The 22,539-nt window shown below is 72.8% G+C and carries 16 protein-coding genes and 2 rRNA genes; 16 read left to right on the forward strand and 2 right to left on the reverse strand.

Features of this window, described 5'->3' with window-relative positions; translation table 11 throughout:
• Positions 1-339 precede the first annotated feature (339 nt).
• Together O7622_RS15230 and rrf are read left to right on the forward strand one after the other, a co-directional pair.
• A 23S ribosomal RNA gene (locus O7622_RS15230) occupies positions 340-3,449 on the forward strand.
• Between the two features lie 79 nt (positions 3,450-3,528).
• A 5S ribosomal RNA gene (gene rrf / locus O7622_RS15235) occupies positions 3,529-3,645 on the forward strand.
• A gap of 94 nt (positions 3,646-3,739) precedes the next feature.
• Here rrf and O7622_RS15240 read toward each other — a convergent pair.
• Positions 3,740-5,464 carry a hypothetical protein gene (locus O7622_RS15240; protein ID WP_282313950.1) on the reverse strand — a complete coding sequence of 575 codons (1,725 nt, stop codon included), beginning with the start codon at positions 5,462-5,464 and terminating at the stop codon, positions 3,740-3,742.
• A 3-nt stretch (positions 5,465-5,467) separates the two neighbouring features.
• On the opposite strand from O7622_RS15240, the gene O7622_RS15245 reads away from it, so the two are divergent.
• Entirely contained in the window at positions 5,468-6,361 is an 894-nt protein-coding gene (locus O7622_RS15245; RefSeq protein ID WP_282313951.1) for a Replicase polyprotein 1ab, read from the forward strand.
• Positions 6,358-7,428: an HAD-IIA family hydrolase gene (locus O7622_RS15250; RefSeq protein WP_282313952.1), complete on the forward strand. Its 1,071-nt coding sequence runs from the start codon at positions 6,358-6,360 to the stop codon at positions 7,426-7,428. The genes O7622_RS15245 and O7622_RS15250 overlap by 4 nt, the downstream gene beginning before the upstream one ends.
• 13 nt (positions 7,429-7,441) lie before the next feature.
• Here O7622_RS15250 and O7622_RS15255 read toward each other — a convergent pair whose 3' ends face one another.
• Entirely contained in the window at positions 7,442-7,777 is a 336-nt protein-coding gene (locus O7622_RS15255) for an SCP2 sterol-binding domain-containing protein (protein WP_282313953.1), read from the reverse strand.
• A gap of 112 nt (positions 7,778-7,889) precedes the next feature.
• On the opposite strand from O7622_RS15255, the gene O7622_RS15260 reads away from it, so the two are divergent.
• From O7622_RS15260 to O7622_RS15315, 12 genes are all read left to right on the forward strand, one after another.
• Positions 7,890-8,537, forward strand: a complete 648-nt coding sequence (locus tag O7622_RS15260) for a hypothetical protein (RefSeq protein WP_282313954.1) — start codon at positions 7,890-7,892, stop codon at positions 8,535-8,537.
• Positions 8,534-8,761 carry a hypothetical protein gene (locus O7622_RS15265; RefSeq protein WP_073831637.1) on the forward strand — a complete coding sequence of 76 codons (228 nt, stop codon included), beginning with the start codon at positions 8,534-8,536 and terminating at the stop codon, positions 8,759-8,761. Before O7622_RS15260 ends, O7622_RS15265 begins: the two co-directional genes overlap by 4 nt.
• 21 nt (positions 8,762-8,782) lie before the next feature.
• Positions 8,783-9,631: a TlyA family RNA methyltransferase gene (locus O7622_RS15270; RefSeq protein WP_282313955.1), complete on the forward strand. Its 849-nt coding sequence runs from the start codon at positions 8,783-8,785 to the stop codon at positions 9,629-9,631.
• Positions 9,628-10,512 carry an NAD kinase gene (locus O7622_RS15275; RefSeq protein ID WP_282313956.1) on the forward strand — a complete coding sequence of 295 codons (885 nt, stop codon included), beginning with the start codon at positions 9,628-9,630 and terminating at the stop codon, positions 10,510-10,512. The genes O7622_RS15270 and O7622_RS15275 overlap by 4 nt, the downstream gene beginning before the upstream one ends.
• A gap of 382 nt (positions 10,513-10,894) precedes the next feature.
• Complete coding sequence (locus tag O7622_RS15280) at positions 10,895-11,869, forward strand: hypothetical protein (protein ID WP_282313957.1); 975 nt, start codon at positions 10,895-10,897, stop codon at positions 11,867-11,869.
• A 495-nt stretch (positions 11,870-12,364) separates the two neighbouring features.
• A complete protein-coding gene (recN, locus tag O7622_RS15285) occupies positions 12,365-14,122 on the forward strand; it encodes a DNA repair protein RecN (protein ID WP_282313958.1) in 1,758 nt (585 codons plus the stop codon).
• Positions 14,123-14,240: 118 nt separating this feature from the next.
• Positions 14,241-15,419 (forward strand): putative cytokinetic ring protein SteA, encoded by a 1,179-nt coding sequence (gene steA, locus O7622_RS15290; RefSeq protein WP_282313959.1) that lies wholly within the window; start codon positions 14,241-14,243, stop codon positions 15,417-15,419.
• 27 nt (positions 15,420-15,446) lie between these two features.
• Entirely contained in the window at positions 15,447-16,388 is a 942-nt protein-coding gene (locus O7622_RS15295; RefSeq protein WP_282313960.1) for a copper transporter, read from the forward strand.
• 61 nt (positions 16,389-16,449) lie between these two features.
• A complete protein-coding gene (locus O7622_RS15300; RefSeq protein ID WP_282313961.1) occupies positions 16,450-17,313 on the forward strand; it encodes a hypothetical protein in 864 nt (287 codons plus the stop codon).
• 1 nt (position 17,314) lies between these two features.
• Complete coding sequence (locus O7622_RS15305) at positions 17,315-19,012, forward strand: lipid II flippase MurJ (protein ID WP_282313962.1); 1,698 nt, start codon at positions 17,315-17,317, stop codon at positions 19,010-19,012.
• Positions 19,009-20,142, forward strand: a complete 1,134-nt coding sequence (locus O7622_RS15310; RefSeq protein ID WP_282313963.1) for a glycosyltransferase family 4 protein — start codon at positions 19,009-19,011, stop codon at positions 20,140-20,142. Before O7622_RS15305 ends, O7622_RS15310 begins: the two co-directional genes overlap by 4 nt.
• Positions 20,142-22,505, forward strand: a complete 2,364-nt coding sequence (locus tag O7622_RS15315; RefSeq protein WP_282313964.1) for a hypothetical protein — start codon at positions 20,142-20,144, stop codon at positions 22,503-22,505. Before O7622_RS15310 ends, O7622_RS15315 begins: the two co-directional genes overlap by 1 nt.
• The last annotated feature ends 34 nt before the right edge of the window (positions 22,506-22,539 follow it).

The following is a 22,539-nucleotide window of genomic DNA, read 5'->3' on the forward strand; positions in this document are numbered from 1 at the left end:
GAACGTGGTGGTGGGGTGCTCAGATGGCGGAGACACTGGCAAGTTCGGCGTCGGCAACGGCCGGGTTCCTCTGGTACAGCTACCTGTGGGTGGTGGGAACGGGGATCTGGTGCGGCTGGTGAAGGATGTAGGCACCCTGTTGGGTCCTGAAGGAACAACCCGTGTGGTTGTTGTTTCAGTGCCTTGAGATGCCCTGTGGGGATGGTGTTCCCGGGGGGTGGAGGCGCCAGGCGCGGCCTGGTCTCGCATACCGCTGGCGGTTGCCGGGTTTGGTGTGGGGCTGTGGGTTGTGGGTTGGTTGTTTGTTGAGAATTGCACAGTGGACGCGAGCATCTTTGTGGTCAAGTTGTCAAGGGCGAACGGTGGATGCCTTGGCACCAGGAGCCGATGAAGGACGTGGGAGGCCGCGATAGGCCTGGGGGAGCTGTCAACCAAGCTGTGATCCCAGGGTGTCCGAATGGGGAAACCCGGCATCAGTCATGTGATGTCACCCGCACCTGAACACATAGGGTGTGTGGGGGGAACGCGGGGAAGTGAAACATCTCAGTACCCGTAGGAAGAGAAAACAAATTTAGTGATTCCGTGAGTAGTGGCGAGCGAAAGCGGATTGAGGCTAAACCGGCGGCGTGTGATACCTGTCAGGGGTTGCGTGGTCGGGGTTGTGGGACCCTGCTCAACAGACTGACATCTGTTGGAGAAGTTACAAAGCCAGTGGTTAGTCGAACAGTCTGGAATGGCTGACCGTAGACGGTGATAGTCCGGTAGGTGAAAGCTGCTGGTCTTCTGTGGGTGTTCCCGAGTAGCGGCGGACTCCTGAAATCTGCCGTGAATCTGCCAGGACCACCTGGTAAGCCTAAATACTTCCTGGTGACCGATAGCGGACGAGTACCGTGAGGGAATGGTGAAAAGTACCCCGGGAGGGGAGTGAAATAGTACCTGAAACCGTTCGCCTACAATCCGTCGGAGCCTTGCGGGGTGACGGCGTGCCTTTTGAAGAATGAGCCTGCGAGTTAGTGGCATGTGGCGAGGTTAACCCGTGTGGGGGAGCCGTAGCGAAAGCGAGTCTGAATAGGGCGTTTGAGTCGCATGCTCTAGACCCGAAGCGGAGTGATCTAGCCATGGGCAGGCTGAAGCGCGGGTAAGACCGCGTGGAGGGCCGAACCCACCAACGTTGAAAAGTTGGGGGATGACCTGTGGTTAGGGGTGAAAGGCCAATCAAACTCCGTGATAGCTGGTTCTCCCCGAAATGCATTTAGGTGCAGCGTCGCGTGTTTCTTGCCGGAGGTAGAGCACTGGATGGTCTAGGGGGCCCACAAGCTTACCGAAATCAGCCAAACTCCGAATGCCGGTAAGTGAGAGCGCGGCAGTGAGACTGCGGGGGATAAGCTTCGTAGTCGAGAGGGAAACAGCCCAGATCACCAGCTAAGGCCCCTAAGCGTGTGCTAAGTGGAAAAGGATGTGGGGTCGCATAGACAACCAGGAGGTTGGCTTAGAAGCAGCCACCCTTTAAAGAGTGCGTAATAGCTCACTGGTCAAGTGGTTCCGCGCCGACAATGTAGCGGGGCTCAAGCACACCGCCGAAGCTGTGGCATTCACACATGAACTTCGTGCCTCCTTGATGGGGTATGCAGGTGTGTGGGTGGGTAGGGGAGCGTCGTGCCGGGGGTGAAGCAGCGGGGTGACCCAGTTGTGGACGCGGCACGAGTGAGAATGCAGGCATGAGTAGCGAAAGAAGGGTGAGAAACCCTTCCGCCGGATGACCAAGGGTTCCAGGGCCAGGCTAATCCGCCCTGGGTGAGTCGGGACCTAAGGCGAGGCCGAGAGGCGTAGTCGATGGACAACGGGTTGATATTCCCGTACCCGCGAAAGAGCGTCCCTGACGAACCTCGTTGTGCTAACCATCCGATCCATCCAAGACCTTCGGGTTGAGGGTGGGGAGCGTGGGAACCTGGCGGGTAGTAGTCAAGCGATGGGGTGACGCAGGAAGGTAGCTGAGCCCGGCCGGTGGTTGTGCCGGGGTAAGCGTGTAGGCCGGTGTGTAGGCAAATCCGCACGCCATGGGGCTGAGACGTGATGCCGAGCCGATTCAGGTGAAGTCAGTGATCCTATGCTGCCGAGAAAAGCCTCTAGCGAGTTCTTAGCGGCCCGTACCCCAAACCGACACAGGTGGTCAGGTAGAGAATACCGAGGCGATCGGGCGAACTGTGGTTAAGGAACTCGGCAAATTGCCCCCGTAACTTAGGGAGAAGGGGGGCCGGAGACGTGAAGCCCCGCGCGGGTGGAGCGTTGTATGGCCGCAGAGAGCAGGGGGAAGCGACTGTTTACTAAAAACACAGGTCCATGCGAAGAAGTAATTCGATGTATATGGACTGACGCCTGCCCGGTGCTGGAACGTTAAGGGGACCTGTTAGCTCTTCGGGGCGAAGCGGAGAACTTAAGCGCCAGTAAACGGCGGTGGTAACTATAACCATCCTAAGGTAGCGAAATTCCTTGTCGGGTAAGTTCCGACCTGCACGAATGGCGTAACGACTTCCCCACTGTCTCAACCACAGGCCCGGCGAAATTGCATTACGAGTAAAGATGCTCGTTACGCGCGGCAGGACGGAAAGACCCCGGGACCTTTACTATAGCTTGACATTGGTATCTGAATTAGCTTGTGTAGGATAGGTGGGAGCCGGTGAAGTCCATACGCCAGTATGGGTGGAGGCAATCTTGAAATACCACTCTGGTTGATTCGGGTATCTAACTTCGGACCGTTATCCGGTTCAGGGACAGTGTCTGGTGGGTAGTTTAACTGGGGCGGTTGCCTCCTAAAGGGTAACGGAGGCGCCCAAAGGTTCCCTCAGCCTGGTTGGCAATCAGGTGTTGAGTGCAAGTGCACAAGGGAGCTTGACTGTGAGACTGACAGGTCGAGCAGGGACGAAAGTCGGGACTAGTGATCCGGCACTGGCATGTGGAAGCGGTGTCGCTCAACGGATAAAAGGTACCCCGGGGATAACAGGCTGATCTTCCCCAAGAGTCCATATCGACGGGATGGTTTGGCACCTCGATGTCGGCTCGTCGCATCCTGGGGCTGTAGCAGGTCCCAAGGGTTGGGCTGTTCGCCCATTAAAGCGGTACGCGAGCTGGGTTTAGAACGTCGTGAGACAGTTCGGTCCCTATCCGCCGTGCGCGTAGGATACTTGAGAAGGGCTGTCCCTAGTACGAGAGGACCGGGACGGACGAACCTCTGGTGTGCCAGTTGTCCCGCCAGGGGCACGGCTGGTTAGCTACGTTCGGAAGGGATAACCGCTGAAAGCATCTAAGCGGGAAGCTCGCTTCAAGATGAGGTATCCCACCCACATTTGTGGGGTAAGGCCCCCAGCTAGACGACTGGGTTGATAGGCCGGAAATGTAAGCCCGGTAACGGGTTCAGTTGACCGGTACTAATAGGCCGAGGACTTGACTACCAAGCTGCTACGCGTCCACTGTGCAACTCTGAACAAACCACCACCCATGTTGTTGGGTTGGTTGACATGTTCATAGAGTTACGGCGGTCATGGCGGAGGGGAAACGCCCGGTCACATTCCGAACCCGGAAGCTAAGCCCTCCAGCGCCGATGGTACTGCACTCGGGAGGGTGTGGGAGAGTAGGACACCGCCGGACAATCTTCCAGTCGAGGGCCGCCCCAGCAGGGGCGGCCCTCGACTGCGTTAGCGTTCTCGGCGGAAACGCCATCAGGAAGGATGTACCTGTGAGCTCAGGACCCCAGGGCGGGGACCGCCCCCGTCGTTACGAGGATCGCGCCGACCGCGGCCAGGGGCGTGGTGACGCCGGCCGTGACGGCCGTCGCGATGACCGTCCCTCGTACCGGGGCGGCCGCGACGACCGCTCGGGCGGCTTCCGTGGTGGCGACCGTGACAGTGGCGCCCGTGGCGGTGACCGTCGTGAAGGCGGTTTCCGCGGTGGCGATCGTCGCGAGGGTGGCTTCCGTGGCGGTGACCGTCGTGAGGGCGGTTTCGGCGGTGGCGACCGTCGTGAGGGCGGTTTCCGTGGTGGCGAGCGCCGTGAGGGTGGCTTCCGTGGCGGTGACCGTCGTGAGGGCGGTTTCGGCGGTGGTGACCGTCGTGAGGGCGGTTTCCGGAGTGGAAGCCGTCCGGGCGGCGACCGTCGCGAAGGCGGGTTCCGGGGCGGCGACCGTGACGGCGGTTTCCGTGGCGGTGAGCGTCGCGAGGGTGGCTTCCGTGGCGGCGACCGCCGCGAAGCCGGCACCCGCGACGGCAGCTCCCGCAGTGGTGACCGCCGTGAGGGCGGCTTCGGCGGTGGTGACCGTCGTGAGGGCGGTTTCCGTGGTGGGGATCGTCGTGAGGGCGGCGCCCGCGAGGGTGGTTTCCGTGGCGGGGACCGTCGCGAGGGCGGCACCCGCGACGGCGGCTTCCGGGGTGGTGACCGTCGCGAGGGCGGCTTCGGCGGTGGTGACCGTCGTGAGGGCGGTTTCCGTGGTGGGGATCGTCGTGAGGGCGGCTTCCGTGGTGGCGACCGCGACGGTGGTTTCCGTGGCGGCGACCGTCGCGAGGGCGGTTTCCGGGGTGGTGACCGCGACGGTGGTTTCCGTGGCGGCGACCGTCGTGAAGGCGGCTTCCGTGGTGGGGATCGTCGTGAAGGCGGCGCCCGCGAGGGTGGTTTCCGTGGCGGTGACCGTCGTGAGGGTGGTTTCCGGGGTGGTGACCGCGACGGTGGTTTCCGGGGCGGCGACCGTCGTGAAGGTGGCGCCCGCGAGGGTGGTTTCCGTGGCGGTGACCGTCGTGAGGGTGGTTTCCGGGGTGGTGACCGCGACGGTGGTTTCCGGGGCGGCGACCGTCGTGAAGGTGGCGCCCGCGAGGGTGGTTTCCGTGGTGGGGATCGTCGTGAGGGCGGCGCCCGCGAGGGTGGTTTCCGGGGCGGCGACCGTCGTGAGGGCGGTTTCCGCGGTGGCGATCGTCGCGAGGGTGGCTTCCGTGGTGGGGATCGTCGTGAAGGCGGCGCCCGCGACGGCGGTTTCCGGGGCGGTGACCGCCGCGAAGGCGGTTACCAGGGCGGCGACAACCGCCGGGAGAGCTACGCCGGCGGCGAGCGCCGCGACGGCGGCTTCCGCGGCGCCGACCGCGACCGTGGCGTCCGGCGCGACGACCGTCGCGATGACCGGCGGCCGGGCGGCTACCGGGGCGAGCGGGACGGTGAGCGCCGGGGCTACGGCGACCGGCCGGGCGGCGAGGACCGCCGGACCGGCAACTACGGCCCGCAGCGGGAGCGCCAGGACGAGCGTGGTGAGGGGCGTACCGGTGACGCGCCGGAGCTGCCGGACGACGTCGTCGCGAGCGACCTCGACTCGGCCGTCCGGGCGGAGCTTCTCTCCCTCGCCAAGCCGGTCGCGGAGACTGTCGCCCGGCACCTGGTCGCCACGGGTCTGCTGATCGACGAGGACCCGGCGCTGGCGCTGGCGCACGCCATGGCGGCCCGCAGGCTCGCGTCGCGGATCGCCGCCGTGCGGGAGGCCGTCGGGCTGGCCGCGTACCACGCGGGTGAGTGGCAGAGCGCCATCGCCGAGCTGCGGACGTACCACCGGATGAGCGGCCTGCAGAGCCACCTGGCGGTGCTGGCGGACTGTGAGCGGGCGCTGGGCCGGCCCGAGCGGGCCATCGACCTGTTCCGCGGCGCGGATCGGGACAAGCTCGACCAGGCTGTGGCGATCGAGCTGCTGATCGTGGCTGCCGGGGCGCGCGGTGACCTCGGCCAGAAGGACGCCGCGGTAGCGATGCTCCAGGTCCGCGAGCTGACCGGCGACTCGGCCGAGCCGTGGGCGGCGCGGCTGCGCTACGCGTACGCGGACGCCCTGCTGGCGGTGGACCGGCGCGAGGAGGCGCGGGAGTGGTTCTCCCGGGCCGCCGACGTCGACTCCGAGGGGGAGACGGACTCCGCCGAGCGGCTGCTGGAGCTGGACGGCGTGGTCATCGAGGGCGACGACGAGCCGGAGGACGACGACGCGTCCGAGGCGTCGGCCGATGACGTCCGCGACGACGATGACGACGATGACGACGATGACGACGACGACGACGACCGGGATGACGAGGCTCGGCTGAGCGGCGACGGCGGTGACGCGGCTCGGGCCGGTTACCGGGACCGGGACGCCGGCGACCTAACCGACGACGAGCTGACCGGCACCGAGGCCGGCTCGCTCGCCGCCGACACCCCGACCACCACCACGCCCGAGGATCCGGCCACCGCAGCCGTGGACGCCCAGGCGCCGGCCGCCGACGTCACCCCGGACGGCAAGGCCGACGGTGACCGGCCGGCACCGGGTGACGCCGTGGACGGCGAGGGCGAGGCGGCGGACCGCCGATGACCGGGTACACCGGTGACACCGCCTCCGGCGCGGATCGGGGCGAACCCGACCGCGCCGGGGCGGACGGTCGGCTGGTCGACGCGTACTCGCTCGTCGTCTTCGACCTGGACGGGGTCATCTACCTGATCGACAAGCCCATTCCCGGCGCGGTCGAGGCGGTCGGCCGGCTGCACGCCGAGGGGCGCGCTGTCGCGTACGCGACTAACAACGCCTCCCGTCGCTCCAGCGAGGTGGCCGACCTGCTCACCGGCATGGGCGTCGCGGCCCGGCCGGCGGAGGTGCTCACCTCCGCGGCGGCCACCGCCGAACTGCTCCGCGACCGGCTGCCCGAGGGCGCGCCCGTGCTCGTGGTCGGCGCGGAGGCGCTGCGCGCCGAGCTGCGCGCGGTGGGCCTGCGGCCGGTGTCAACCGCTGACGAGGAGCCCGCCGCGGTGGCCCAGGGCTACGGCCCGCAGGTCGGCTGGTCCGACCTGGCCGAGGCGTCCCTGGCGGTACGGGCGGGCGCCCCCTGGTACGCCACCAACACCGACCGCACGCTGCCCAGCCCGCGCGGCCCGCTGCCGGGTAACGGCTCGCTCGTCGCGGTGCTGCGGACCGCGCTCGGCCGCGACCCGGACGTGGTGGTGGGCAAGCCGGAGCCGGCGCTGTTCACCACCGCCGCGCGGCGGGCCGGGACCGGGCGCACGCTCGTGGTGGGCGACCGGCTGGACACCGACATCGAGGGCGCCCGCCGGGCCGGGCTGGACAGCCTGCTGGTGCTCACCGGGGTCAGCGACGCCGCCGAGCTGCTGGCCGCACCCGAGGAGCGCCGCCCCGCGTACGTCTCGTTCGACCTGGCGGGCCTGTTCGACCCGGCCGCTGTGGTGGCGGTGCCGGGCGGGGCGACCGACGGCGGCTGGTCGGTGACGGAGGCCGGCGCGGACCTCGTGCTCGACGGCGCGGGACCGCCGCTGGAGGCGCTGGCGGCGCTCTGCGCGGTGGCCTGGTCGACCGGTGCCGGGCCGCGCGTGCGAGCGCAGTCCCCGGCGGCGGAGGAGGCGCTCGCCGCGTTCGGTCTCGACGGCTGAGGCGCCGGGCCGCTCAGAGCAGCTTGCGGAGCTTCATCAGGTCGAACGGGTTCGCCTTGATCGAGACCCGCCGGGAGGCCACCGCCGCCATGACGTCGAGCCGGCCGTGCACCAGCGCGACCAGGTCGTCGCTGCCGGTGCTCAGCGCGATCTTCGCCTTCGGGTCGTCGCCGTCGGCCAGGTCGACCAGCCGGCCGCCCTCCAGCCGCCCGTGGAACGCGGTGCCGAGGTCGGTGATCCGGCAGGCCAGGGTGCGGTCGAGGTCGATGCGTCCCTGTGCCTCGGCGTTCCGGTCCAGCCGCACGGCCAGGTCCTGCAACGCCTGCCGGCACTCGTCCACGCTGGCCACATCGTCTCCTCACCACGAACCACGCCGTTTCCCGGCACCGTACCGCAATGGGACGTCCGGGGTGCCCGGTAGCGTGGCACCTGCACACCTCGCCCCGCGGAAGGACTCAGGCATGCAGGACGCGTGGCGCGCCTACCTCGAGCTGGCCATGGGCCTGACGGAGGCGCCCCGGAAGAAGGCACAGGACGCGGTCGTGCGCGTCGTCGGCCAGGGCGGCGCGACCGCCGCCCAGCTCCAGACGCTCGCCGAGGAACTGGTCGCGACCGGCCTGGCGAACCGGGAGTCGCTGACCAAGCTGGTCCGCTTCGAAGTGGACCGGGCGCTGGGCGCGGTCGGGCTGGCCACCGCCGACGAGGTCGCCGAGCTGACCCGCCGGGTGCACGACCTGGAGCGGCAGCTGCGCGAGGCGCGCGGCCACCTCGGGCCGGGAGACACGCCGTCCGCCGGCGCGTCCGAGCCCGCCGCCGCAGCACCGAGCGGGACAGCCGCCGCGCCCTCAGGCGCGACCGCACCGAAGACCGAGCCGTCCGAGGCCGGGCAGCCGAACACCGCGGCGCCCGCCGCCGAGACCCCCGCGACGACGCCGGCCAAGGCCCCCGCGACGACGCCGACGAAGGTGGTGGCGAAGAAGACGGTGGCCAAGAAGGCGATCGCGAAGAAGCCGTCGGCCACCGTGGCCCGTACCCCCGCCGACGGCTCGCCCGCCGCGCCCGCGCGGCCGGCGAAGAAGGCCACCGGGCGCCGGGCGGCCGGCTCGTGACCGCGCCCCGGCCCGGCCCGCCGCCGGGTCCGCGGCCCGGGCCGCCCCCGGGGGTACGCCCCGCGCCGGTCGAGGAGGTCGGCGAGGCGCGGCACCCGGCGGTGGACGCCGCCGTACTCGGCATGGCCAACGCCGAGGCGCTCGCCCCGGCCGACCAGATCGCCCAGTACGAGGCGGCGTACGAGACGCTGCGCGAGACCCTCGCCACCATCGACCAGGCCTGAGCAGAGGCGGAGACACACCTGATGGCTCGTCGTACCCGGCTGGACGCCGAACTGGTCCGGCGCGGGCTGGCCCGCTCCCGGGAGCAGGCCGCCGCGCTGGTGGACGCCGGTCGCGTCCAGCTGCGTGGAGTGCGGGCGCGCAAGCCAGCGGCGATGGTCGACCCGGCCGACCCGCTGCTGGTCACCGGCGAGGACCCGGCGCAGGAGTACGTCTCCCGGGGCGGCCACAAGCTGGCGGGCGCGCTCGCCGCGTTCGCCCCGGGCGGGCTGATCGTCACCGGCCGTCGCTGCCTGGACGCCGGCGCGTCGACAGGTGGGTTCACCGACGTGCTGCTGCGCGGCGGTGCCGCCGAGGTGGTCGCCGTGGACGTCGGCTACGGGCAGCTCGCCTGGTCGCTGCGGACCGACGAGCGGGTGCGGGTGTTCGAGCGCACGAACGTGCGTACCCTCACGCCGGAGGCGATCGGCGGCCCGGTCGACCTGACGGTGGCCGACCTGTCGTTCATCTCGCTGCGGCTGGTGCTGCCCGCGCTGGCCGCGTGCACCGGGCCCGGCGGTGACCTGGCGCTGATGGTCAAGCCGCAGTTCGAGGTCGGCAAGGAGCGCGTCGGTGCCGGCGGTGTGGTCCGCGACCCGGCGCTGCGGGCCGAGGCGGTGCTCGACGTGGCCGCTGCGGCTGCCGGGCTGGGCCTCGGCCTGGCCGGCGTGGCGGCCAGCCCGCTGCCCGGGCCGAGCGGCAACGTCGAGTTCTTCGTATGGTTGCGCGGGGACGCGCCCGCCGCGGATCCGGAGCGGGTCCGCGCGGTGGTGGCCGCCGGTCCGCAGGGCGCCGTCACGACGGGGGCCACGACCGAGGAGGTGTCCGGGTGAGCCGTACCGCGCTGCTGGTCACGCACACCGGCCGTCGACGCAGCACCGAGCACGCCCGCGCGGTGGCCGCCGACCTGATCGCCGCCGGCTTCGAGGTGCGGGTGGTGGCCGAGGAGGCCGACGACCTGGACCTGCCGGGGGTGGTGCCGGTGACCGGCCCGGAGGCAGCCGAGGGCGCCGAGATCGTGTTCGCGCTCGGCGGGGACGGCACGTTCCTGCGCGCCGCCGAGCTGGCCCGCCCGAGCAAGGTGCCGCTGCTCGGTATCAACCTGGGCAAGGTCGGTTTCCTCGCCGAGGCGGAGATCGACGACCTGGACACCGCCGTCCGTGACGTGGTCGACCGCAACTACACGGTGGACGAACGGCTCACCCTGGATGTCACCGCCGAGTTCGAGGGCGGGCCGACCATCGAGTCGTGGGCGCTCAACGAGATCAGCGTGGAGAAGGGTGAACGCGCCCAGATGCTGGAGCTGCTCGTCGACGTGGACGGCCGGCCGCTGTCCCGGTACGGCTGCGACGGGGTGATCTGCGCGACCCCGACCGGCTCGACGGCGTACGCGTTCTCCGGCGGCGGGCCGGTGGTCTGGCCCGAGGTGGAGGCGCTGCTGCTGGTGCCGATCAGCGCGCACGCGTTGTTCAGCCGCCCGCTGGTGACCGCGCCCACGTCGACGTTCGTCATCACCGTCGACCCGTTCACCACACTGGCCGTGCTGTGCTGCGACGGGCGGCGCGTCTACGACCTGCCGCCGGGCGCCCGGGTGACGGTGCGCCGGGGCACGTTGCCGGTGCGCATCGTGCGGCTGCGGGCCCGCCCGTTCACCGACCGGCTGGTGGCCAAGTTCGACCTTCCCGTCCAGGGCTGGCGGGGCAACCGTCGCTGACCAGCGGCTCAGCGGAATTCTCCGTTCGGCCCACCGGTCCCGGCCCTCGCGCGCGTTACGGTGGGCGTACGGGCCGCGAAGAGGTGAGTCCGGGCGCGGCGGTGAGGCCCGCCGCTTTCCGGATGCGGCCCACCTGTCGCGGGCTCGGCCAGGGGGTGGTCGGGGCCGCGACGGTCGGGACGCCGGAGCGTCGTAGCCGGCCGCGGCGGGCGGACCGGCACGCCGTGTCCGGTCGGGTGTCGACCCCGGCCGGGCCGACAGGTCGCAGGGCCGCCGCCGGAGGAAGCGGCGGCACGCGAGCTGGGCGACACGGTCTCCGGCGTCCCGGCCTCCACTCCGTCGTGCTCGTGTCCACCTGGCGACATGTCGCCGGTGCGGCGGCATGGGGACGCTGACCGGCGGCCTGTCCGACCGGCCCCGGCGCTACGCGGCCACCGACCGGACCACCGAGTCGTGGCACACGCCGCTGGTACGCCCCGCCGTGGCGGCCGGTGCGGCCGCGCCGAGCCGGACCGCTGACACGCTCGACCTGCGGGTGGCCGAGTTCGTCGACGCGGACGGTCACGCCGGCGTGGACAACCGGTCCGAGGAGCAGGACACGGTGACCCGCCGGGTCAGCCGCGACGGGCAGCCGATCGCCGACCTGTCCGCCGGCTGGGCGCCGGTGCCCACCACCGCCGGTCCGGCCCGCTACCGCCTCGACGTGACGACGGCGCGGTCGTCGGCCCAGTGGCGGTGGGCGACCCGCACCGAGACGGCGTCGGAGTTCACCTCGGCCCGCCCGTCCGGTGACGCGGCCCGGCCGCTGCCGCTGCTCCAGGTCGACTACCGGGTGCCGGCCGACCTGCGCGGCGAGGTGCCCGGCAGGCGGAAGCACGCAGTCGGGCTGACGCTGCGCCACCCGGCCGGGCTGCCCGCGCCGGCCGGCACGACGGTACGCGCCGAGGTGTCTCGACGGCGGACGCACCTGGCGCACGGCGCCCGTACGCGGCTCCGGCACCCGGTTCACCGCCGAGGTGCCGGCCGGGCGCGGCACGGTGTCGCTGCGCGTCTCGGCGCGGGACCGGTCCGGCAGCACCGTGACGCAGACCGTGATCGACGCGTACGGGCTGCGGTGAGACGCCGGGGCGGGGCGGTCCTGGGGCCGTCCCGCCCCGGCCCCGGTCAGATCCAGCCGCGCCGGGCGGCCTGGAACGCCAGTCCGGGCCGGGTGTCCACACCGGCGGCGGCCATCAGGTCGGCCGGCCGCTGCTGCACGGTACGCCGGCTCACCCCGAGCTGTGACGCGATCGACTTGTCCGGCACCCCGGCGACGAACAGCGACAGCAGCCGCGCCTCGTCGCCGTCGGGCTGGTAGCCGGTGGCCGTCCGGTCGGCAGTCGCGCCGAGCGGCGTGGCCATCAGCCAGTGGCTCTCGAACAGCGCCAGCAACGCGTCCAGCAGTTGGCTGCGGCCGATCACCGCGGCTGTCGGCTCCCCGCCGTCGCGGTCGGGCACCAGCGGGCACACCGCGGTACGACCGTCCACCACGGCCAGTCGCACCGGCAGCCGGTCCAGCACCCGGGCCTGCTCCCCGGCGCGTACCCCCCGCTCCACGTCCGCGAGCGCGCCCGGCTCCAGCAGCATCGCCCGTTCGTAGATGGCCCGGTACCGCACCCCGCGGGCGAGCGCGTCGAACTCCTCGACGTTCTCCGGTCCGGGCATCGCCAGCGGGTTCGCCCGGCAGAACCAGAGCACCTCCTCGTCCGGGGTCAGGCCGATCTCCTCCAGCACGGGGCTGAACTGTACGGGTGCCAGCGGCTCGCCCTGCCGGCTGGTCAACTGTCACACGGCGGGGCTACTGTCGGGTGCTGTGCTGGAAGAGCTGCGCATCACCGGACTGGGCGTCATCGAGGACACGACGCTGCCGCTGGCCGCGGGGATGAACGTCATCACCGGCGAGACCGGCGCCGGCAAGACCATGGTGGTGACCGGCCTCGGCCTGCTCTTCGGCGGCCGTGCCGACGCCGGCCGGGTGCGCGCCCAGCCGGGCCGCGCCGCGGTGGAGGGCCGGCTTCGCCTGAGCGGACGGGTGGCCGAGGCGGTGCACGCCCGCATCCTCGACGCCGGTGGCGAGCCCGACGAGGACGGCTCGCTGCTGCTCAGCCGCACCGTGACCATCGAGGGCCGCTCCCGGGCGCACCTGGGCGGGCGCGCCATGCCGGTGTCCACGCTCGGCGAGGTCGGCGAGCAGGTGCTCGCAGTGCACGGTCAGTCCGACCAGCTGCGGCTGCTGCGCCCGGCCGAGCAGCGCGCCTCGCTCGACCGGTTCGCCGGGCCGGAGCACGAGAAGCTGCTCGACGCGCTGCGCGAGACGTACGCCCGGTGGCGCACGGTCGTCGACGACCTGGCCGACCGGCGGCGCAACGCCCGCGAGCGCAACCAGGAGGCCGACCTGCTGCGCCTGGGCCTGGACGAGATCACCCGGGTCGACCCGCAGCCGGGGGAGGACGACGAGCTGAAGGCCGAGGCGCAGCGGCTGGAGCACGCCGAGGGGCTGCGTACCGCCGCGCGGGTGGCGCAGCAGTGCGTGGCCGGCGGCGTCGAGGCGACCGACGAGACGCCGGACGCGACGGCGCTGCTCGGCACCGCGCGGCGCACGCTGGAGGTGCAGACCGGCACCGACCCGGCGCTGGGTGAGCTGGCGGCCCGGCTGGAGGAGGCGGCGACGCTCGTCACCGACGTGGCCGCGGAGCTGTCGGCCTACCTGGCCGCGCTGGACGCCGATCCGGCCCGCCTGCAGACCGTCTACGAGCGGCGGGCCGCGCTGCGCGCGCTCACCCGCAAGTACGCCGACGACGTCGACGGCGTGGTGGCGTGGGCCGAGCGGGCCCGGACCCGGCTGTCCGATCTGGACACCTCCGACGAGCTGCTGGACGAGCTGGACCGCGAGGCGACCCGGCTCGCCGGTGAGGTGGCCGACCTCGCCGGGCGGGTCTCGGCGTCCCGGCGGGAGGCGGCGGTCCGCTTCGCCGACGAGGTGACAGTCGAGCTGGCCGGGCTGGCCATGCCGCACGCCCGGATCGAGGTGGCGGTGCTGCCGCGTCCGGCGGGCCGGTCCGAGCCGAGCCTGCCCGTCAACGGCGTCGAGACCGGCGTCGGCGCTGACGGCGCGGACGAGGTGGAGCTGCGGCTGCTGGCGCATCCGGGCGCGCCGGCGCTGCCGTTGCAGAAGGGCGCCTCCGGCGGTGAGCTGTCCCGGGTGATGCTCGCCATCGAGGTGGTCTTCGCCGGTTCCGGCGGCCCGCCCACGCTGGTGTTCGACGAGGTCGACGCCGGTGTCGGCGGTCAGGCGGCGGTGGAGATCGGCCGCCGGCTGGCCCGGCTGGCCCGCAGCCACCAGGTGCTCGTGGTCACGCACCTGCCGCAGGTCGCGGCGTTCGCCGACCGGCACCTGGTGGTGGCCAAGGACACCGGGGGAGCGGTCACCACGAGCGGGGTACGCGTGGTGGAGGACACCGAGCGCGCCCGGGAACTGGCCCGGATGCTCGCCGGTTTGCCGGACTCGGATCTGGGTATCGCCCATGCCGAGGAGCTCCTGGCCGTGGCGGCCAAGGAAAGGCGTCCGTGATACCCCGATTGTGAGCGCAAGCACACCGGCGCGGGTTCCGGTGTGCTTCCCTGGGTAGGCGGCCCTGCTCAGGCATGTCGCGACAGCAAAACCTGCCTCACATGCCAGGATGGTCACGATGCGTCTACCCACACTGCGCCGGAGCCGGAACCCGGAGCCGGGCTCCATCGTCGGCACCGCGCGCCTCGACCGGCGGACGAAACGGCTGGTCGGGCGGCTGCGACCCGGCGACATCGCGGTCATCGACCACGTCGACCTGGACCGGGTGGCGGCCGACTCGCTCGTCGCGGTGGGTGTGGCGGCGGTCCTCAACGCCAAGCCGTCGGTCTCCGGCCGCTATCCCAACCTCGGCCCGGAGGTGCTGGTCTCGGCCGGTATCCCGCTGCTGGACGACCTCGGCGAGAGCGTCTTCGAGCAGGTCCGCGAGGGCGACCGGGTCCGCATCGAGGGCAACACCGTCTTCGTCGGCGACGAGCCGGTCGCGCACGGTTCGCTGCAGGACGCCGAGACAGTGGCCAAGTCGATGGCCGACGCCCGGGAGGGCCTGTCGGTGCAGTTGGAGGCGTTCGCCGCCAACACGATGGACTACCTGCGCCAGGAACGCGACCTGCTGCTCGACGGCGTCGGCGTGCCGGAGATCCAGACCCAGATCCGGGGCCGGCACTGCCTGATCGTGGTCCGTGGCTACGACTACAAGGCCGACCTGGACGTGCTGCGCCCGTACATCCGGGAGTTCAAGCCGGTGCTGATCGGCGTGGACGGTGGCGCCGACGCGCTGGTCGAGGCGGGCTACACGCCGGACATGATCATCGGGGACATGGACTCGGTCACCGACGACGTGCTGCGCTGCGGCGCCGAGGTGATCGTGCACGCCTACCCGGACGGGCGGGCGCCGGGCCTGGCCCGGGTCAACGGGCTCGGCGTACCGGCGATCACCTTTCCGGCGGCGGCCACCAGCGAGGACCTGGCCATGCTGCTGGCCGACGAGAAGGGCGCCTCGCTGCTGGTGGCGGTCGGCACGCACGCCACCCTGGTGGAGTTCCTCGACAAGGGGCGCGGCGGCATGGCGTCGACGTTCCTGACCCGGCTGAAGGTGGGTGGCAAGCTGGTCGACGCCAAGGGCGTCAGCCGGCTCTACCGGCAGAGCATCTCCGGGTCGTCGCTGCTGCTGCTGGTCCTGGCGGCGGTGGCCGCGATGGCCTCCGCGGTGGCGGTCTCCACCGTCGGGAAGGCGTATCTGGGCGTGGTCTCCGAATGGTGGGACAATTTCGTGTTCCAGCTCGGCCAGCTCTTCTAGCTCCCCGACGATCAAGAGGCTGCAAGCGTGATCAACTTTCGCTACCACGTGGTGTCCCTGACCGCGGTGTTCCTGGCGCTGGCGATCGGCCTGGTGGTCGGCACGGCCGCCCTCAACGGCCCGGTCGCCGACTCGCTCCGGGAGAACGTCAACGGCCTGCGCAAGGACAACTCGCTGATGCGCCAGTCGGTCAACAGCATGCAGAAGCAGCTGGAGACCGAGGAGGACTTCGCCGCCGAGATGGCCCAGCTCGTGCTGCCCGGCAAGCTGACCGGCCGCCGGGTGCTGGTGCTCACCCTGCCCAGCGGCCGCGACCAGGCCGAGGGGGTGACGAAGATGCTCCAGACCGCCGGCGCCGACGTCGCCGGCCGGATCGACGTGCAGGACAAGTTCGTCAACCCGGACAGCAACAACAACCTGCTGGAACTGGCTGTCACCGCGGCCCGGCCGAACAGCGCCCCCACCGGTAACCTGCCCGGCAACGGGCACGGCGTGGAGACCTCCAGCGCGCTGCTGGCCAACGTGCTGGTGGACCACCCGGCCGGGAGCCCGCCGGTCAGCGACGCCGACCGGCGTGCCGTGCTGGAGCAGTACGCCACCGCCGGATACCTCACCCCGGCGGACCGGATCTCCACCGCCGCCGAGGCGGTGGTGATGGTCACCGGCCAGCCGTACGTCGACAAGGACTCGGCGAAGAAGGACGAGTCGGTGGTGAAGATCGCCGAGCAGTTCGACAGGGCCGGCGCGCTGGTGGTCGCCGGCATGGGCTCGACCGGCGGCAACCTGGTCTCCGTGGTCCGCGGCGACCCGGTGCTGTCGCAGACCATCTCCACCGTCGACAACGCCAACACCGTGCAGGGCCAGCTGGTCAGCAGCCTCGCCCTGGCGCAGCAGCTCACCGAGAAGAAGACCGGCCAGTACGGCGTGGGCGACAACGCCGCCGCCCGGGTGCCTACACTGCCCCGGTGACCGCTCCGGGCCGCCCGGTCCGTGCCCGCGTCGCGTTCGAAGTCCGGATCGAGGAGGTCCCGTGAGACTGGGTCGGCTGCTCGCAGTGGGCGCGGGAGCGCTGGCCGCCCGCTACGTGCTGCGTCAGACGCACACGTCGCCCGGCGGCCCGGCGCTGGAGCGCACCAACTACCGGGGCCGCACGGTGACCCTGGCCGCCGGTCCGGCCCTGGCCGTCGGCGCGGCCACCGGAGCCGCGCTGGGCGCCGGTAGCGCCCCGGCCGGCGCCGCCGCGCTCGTCGCCGGGCTCGGCGCGGGCGCTGTCGGCCTCTACGACGACGTGGTCGGCGCCCGCCCCGAACAGAAGGCCGCGAAGGGGTTCGCCGGGCATCTCGCCGCGCTGCGCGAGGGTCAGGTCACCGCCGGGATGGTCAAGGTCGCCGGGGTGGGCGTGGCCGGGCTGGGCGCCGCCGCGCTGCTCGCCGCCGACCGGCGGGTCGCCGCGCACCCGCGCCGCCGGCGGGCCGGAGCGTTCGGCCGCGGGCTCGACGTGCTGCTCGGCGCCGGCGTGGTGGCCGGCACCGCCAACCTGGTCAACCTGCTCGACCTGCGGCCCGGCCGGGCGCTGAAGTCCGGCATGCTGCTCGGCGCGCCGCTGACCACCGGCCCGTACGGCGGCCTCGCGGCGGGCGCTGTGGGCGCGTCGGCCGCCCTGGTCGGCGACGACCTCGGCGAGCGCGTCATGGTGGGCGACAGCGGCGCCAACGCGCTCGGCGCGCTGCTCGGGGTGAGCCTCGCCGCGCGTACCGGGCCGCTGGGCCGGGCCGGCGTGCTGGCCGTGCTCGCCGCGCTCACCGCGGCCAGCGAGAAGGTCAGCTTCACCCAGGTCATCGCGCGGACCCCGGGACTGCGGCACCTCGACGAGCTGGGCCGGCTCCCGGACTGACGTGACGAAACCGGCTCCTCTCGCCGCCGCCGGCCGGGTCGCCGGGGCGGCCGCCCTCATCGCCGTCCTCACCGTCCTCAGCCGGCTCGCCGGCTTCGGCCGCACCGCCGTGTTCACCTGGATGCTGGGCCCCACCGATCTCGGCGGCGCCTACCTGGTGGCGAACTACGTCCCGAACTTCATCTTCGAGATCGTCGCCGGTGGGGCGCTCGCCAGTCTCGTCGTACCGTTGCTGGCCGGCGCCGTCGAGGCCGGTGACCGGCGCGCGGTGGCCGCCACCACCGGCGCGCTGCTGACCTGGACGCTGAGCCTGCTGGTCCCGCTGGCGGTGCTGCTGGCGGTCTTCGCCGACCCGTTGCCGGGCCTGATCGGGAACGGTCTCAGCGAGGCCCAGCAGGCATCAGGGGCGCGGATGCTGCGGGTCTTCGCGCCGCAGCTGCCGCTGTACGGCGTGGGCATCGTGCTGACCGGCGTGCTCCAGGCGCACCGCCGCTTCGCCTGGCCGGTGATCGCACCGCTGCTGTCCAGCGTCACGGTCATCGCCGTCTACCTCGGGTTCACCGCCGCCGAGGGGCGGCTGGCCACGATCGGGGAGACCGGACGCGGCGGCGAGCTGCTGCTGTCCGCCGGCACCACGCTCGGCGTGGTGGTGCTCTCGCTGTCGCTGCTGATCCCGCTGCGCCGGCTGCGGCTGCGGATCCGGCCGGGCTACCGGTTCCCGGCCGACGCCCGGGCCCGGGTCGGCGGCCTGGTGGTCGCCGGGGTGGTCACCGTGACCGCGCAGCAGATCGCCCTGGTGGTCGCGCTCAACCAGGTCACCTACGGCCGGACCGCCGACGTCGGCGTCTACAACCTCGCCCAGACCGTCTACTTCCTGCCCTGGGCGGTGCTGGCGGTGCCGCTCGCGGTGGCCGCGTACCCGACGCTCGTCGCGGCCCGGGCCACCGGCGACGAGCGCGCCTACCGGGCGACGCTGGCCCCGGCGGTACGCGGCGTCGTGCTGCTCAGCCTGCTCGGCGCCGCCGCGCTCGTCGGCACCGCGATCCCGGTCGGCCACTTCTTCTTCGCCGACCCGCTCGATGCGCGTACCGCGGCGGCCGGGATCGCCGGGTTCGCGCCCGGCCTGGTCGGCTACGGCCTGTTCGCGGTCCTCACCCGCGCGCTGTACGCCCGCGGCGAGACCCGCGCGGCCACCGTCGCCACCGCACTCGGCTGGCTCAGCGTGCCCGCGCTCGCCGTGGTCTCCGCCCAGGTGGCGCCGCTGGCCGACCGGGTGCTCGCGGTCACGCTGGCGACGTCGGCCGGCATGCTGCTGCTCGGCGTGCTGCTGATCGCCGCGGTCCGGCGGGCCGCCGGTGCCGAGGCGCTCGCCGGGATCGGCCGGGCCGGTGCCGCCGGGCTGCTCGCCGCAGTCGTCGCCGGAGCCGGCGGGGCGGCCGTCGCGGCGGGACTCGCCGGGCTCGGTGACGGCACCCCGACGACACCGTGGGCCCTCGCGCAGGGCATGCTGTCCGGGGTCGTGGTCGGTGTCCTGTTCCTCGCCGTCGCCTGGCTGACCGACGCCCGCGACCTGCGGCCGCTGCTCGCGACCGTGACCCGCCGGCTGCGCCGGCGACGCCCGGCCGGCGGGGACGACGGCCCGCCGGCGAAGCAGCACCCCGGCGAGCGGGGTGACGGAAGGGAGACCGTTTCCTCATGACGGACGCCTCGCCGGCACCGCGCTGGCCCGGGTCGGTGGCCCTGGTGCTCGCCTCCAGCACCGGCGGGGTCGGGCAGCACGTGCGCTCGATCACCCGAGGGCTGACCGAGGCCGGCGCGTCCGTGCTGGTCTGCGGCCCGGCCGCCACCGAGGAACAGTTCGGCTTCACCGGCGCCGGGGCCCGGTTCACGCCGGTGGAGATCCCGGCCAGCCCCACGCCGGGCGACGCGCGCGCGGTCACCGCGCTGCGCCGGGCGCTCGCTGACGCACCCGTCGACGTGGTGCACGCGCACGGGCTGCGCGCCGGCCTGGTCGCCGCGCTCGCCCGCCCCGCCGCGCCGCTGGTCGTCACCTGGCACAACGCGGTCCTCGCCGGTGGCCTGCGCGGCGCGGTGTCCCGGCTGGTCGAGCGGGTCGTCGCCCGGTCCGTGCGGGTCGCCCTGGGCGCCTCCGCCGACCTGGTCGACCGCGCCGCCGCGCTCGGCGCCGCCGACGCCCGCCTGGCCCCGGTCGCCGCGCCGGCGCTGCCCGCGCCGCGGCGCCGCCGCACGGCGGTACGCGCCGAGTTCGCCGTCGCCGCCGCCCGCCCGCTGATCCTGTCGGTGGGCCGGCTGCACCCGCAGAAGCGGTACGACGTGCTGATCGACGCCGCCGCCCGCTGGCGGACCCGTACTCCCGCCCCGCTCGTGGTGATCGCCGGCAGTGGTCCGGCGTACCTGCCGCTGGCCGCCCGGATCTCGGCCGCCCGTGCGCCGGTGACGCTGCTCGGGCACCGTACCGACGTGGCGGACCTGCTGGGCGCAGCCGACCTGGCGGTGGTGACGAGCGACTGGGAGGCCCGCCAGCTGTTCGCGCAGGAGGTGCTGCGGGCGGGCGTACCGCTCGTCGCGACCGCCGTCGGCGGGCTGCCGGACCTGGTCGGCGACGCGGCGGTGCTGGTGCCGCCCGGCGACGTGGACGCCGTCAACGCGGCCGTGCGCGACCTGCTCGACGACCCCGTACGCCGGGCCGATCTGGGCCGTCGCGGCCTGGCCCGGGCCGCGACCTGGCCCACCGAGGCGGACACCGTGGCCGCGCTCGCCGGCCTCTACGCCGAGCTGACACCCCAGCTCTCCACCGGGAACCGCTGATGCTGCGCAGACTGACCCCGGTGCTGCTGACGCTGGTCGTGGTGGCGCTGGGCATCACCGCGCTCTCCGCCCGCCCGGACGAGGGTGCGACCCGGCCCGGGGCCGACTTCGTGGTGCTCGTCGGCGCGGCGGGCCTGCGGTGGGACGACGTCGACCCGGAGAACACGCCGACGCTGTGGCGGATGTCCGAGCAGGGCGCGATCGGATCGCTCTCGGTACGCTCCGCGCACCGCCCCACCTGCCCGGTCGACGGCTGGCTCACGCTCGGCGCGGGGAACTTCGCCGCCTGGCCCGGCGCCCGTCCGGGCGGTGGCTGCCCGGCCGCCGGTGTGACAGTGGAGCGGCCCGACGGCATCGGCGCGAACCTGCCCGACCAGCCCAGCGCGGTGGCGCACAACCAGGAGCAGCTCTCCTGGGGCGCCACACCCGGCGCGCTGGCCGAGTCGGTGCGCTGCTCGGTGGCGGTCGGCCCGGGCGCCGCCGTGGCCGCCGCCCGCCCGTTCGGCCGGGTCGACAGGTACGCGCCCACGCTCCCCGAGAATCCGGCGGAACTGCTCGGCTCCTGCGTGCTGAGCATCGTCGACGTCGGCACCGTCGACGACGACGACCCGGCCGTACGGGCCGCCCAGGCTCGGCAGGCCGACGCCCGGCTGGCCCGGGTGCTCGCCGCCCGGCCGCCGCGCTCGCTGGTGCTCGTCGCGGGCGTGTCCGACACCGACTCCCCGGCGCGGCTGCACGTCGCGATCGCCGACGGACCCGGCTGGGAGGGCGGCTGGCTGACCTCGCCCAGCACCGCCCGGTCCGGCTACCTGCAACTGATCGACCTGGCCCCGACAGTGCTCGCCGTGCTCGACAAGCCGATGCCGGAACGGGCGTTCCTCGGCCGGCCCGCGGTGACTGCCGAGGACCGGCCGGACGACCTGCGGGCCGCGATCGAGGCGCCGGCCGACGCGGACCGGGAGGCGGCCGCCCAGCGCCGCGTCGCTGGCTGGTTCTTCACGCTGCTCGCCGCTGCCCAGCTCGCCCTGGCGGTGGCGGTGCTGCCGCTGCTGCGCCGCGCCCGCCGGCTCGCCGGACCGCACGGGCCGGAACCGGTGTCCCGGCGGATCGTCGCTGTGGTGGAGCTGCTGCTGATCGCCGCCGCGCTGGCAGTGCCGGCGGCGCTGCTCGCCGACGCCGTGCCCTGGTGGCGCGGCGACCACGCGGGCCTCTGGTACGCCTCGGTGACCGCGCTGCTCATCGTCGGCGGCACCGCCGCGGTCCGGTTCAGTCCCGGGCACGAGCGCACGCTCGGCCCGCTCGGGGCGGTCGCCGGGCTGGCCACGCTCGTCGTCGGCGTGGACGTGCTCACCGGCTCCCGGTTGCAGCTCAACGGCGTGGTCGGCTACTCGGCGCTGGAGGGCGGCCGGTACGCCGGGCTCGGCACCGTCGGGCTGGGCGTGTTCATCGCCGGGGCGCTGCTGTCCGGCGGCTGGCTCGCCCAGCGGTTCCGCAAGGGCTGGCGGCCGATCGTGATGGTGACTGTCGGCGGGCTCGCAGTGGTGATCGTGGGCAGCCCGTACCTGGGGGCCGACTCGATCGGCGCGATCGCGCTCACCGCCGGGGTCAGCGTCGCGGCCGCGATCTGCAGCGGCGGCTGGCTGACGGTGAGCCGGCTGGCCTGGGCGACCATGGCCGCGCTGGCGGTCACCGTCGGCTTCGCCCTGGTCGACCTCGGCCGTCCGGCGGACGAGCGGGGCAGCCTGGGCCGGTTCCTGGCCGCTGTGGGCGACGGCACCGGCGGGCTGACCGTGCACCGGTCCAGCAGCTCCAACATCCAGACACTGGTGAACAGCCCGCTCACAGTGCTGGCCCTGGCCGGGGCGGCGCTGGTCTGGCTCGCGTTGCTCCAGCCCTGGGGCGGGCTGATGCGGCTGTTCGGCATCTACCCGGCGATCCGGGCGGCGATGGCCGGCACCGGCGTGGCCGTCGGGCTGGGCGGCCTCCTCGGTGGGGCGGCGCTGGACGTGGCCGGCGCGGCGGCGGCCCTCGTGGTGCCGATGGCGGCCCTCGCGGCGCTGCGGGTGCTGGACCACTCCACCGACCGTACGGTGCCCGACAGCGGGCGTGGCGGCGGCGAGACGGGCGCGGTCCCACCGGGCGGCCCGGTAGGTCCGTCCCCGGCCCCGCCGGGCCGGGGAGGTGGCGGGGTCGAGGCCCGGCGGAGGGCGCCACTTCGGCGAGCTGGTGTCGATCAAGGGCCCGGACCCGGCCCGGCGGAGCGGCGGGGGAGGGCCGGCACCGGCCTCACGTGCGCCGACAGCGGGTGCGACGCCGGCTCACGGTCCGGATGGTGTTACCGTGGAATCCCGTGGATCGCGTGATCACTCTGCTGATCGGCACGGCGGTTCGCACGAC

The sequence above is a fragment of the Micromonospora sp. WMMD1076 genome (assembly GCF_029581475.1).
Taxonomy (GTDB): domain Bacteria; phylum Actinomycetota; class Actinomycetes; order Mycobacteriales; family Micromonosporaceae; genus Micromonospora; species Micromonospora aurantiaca.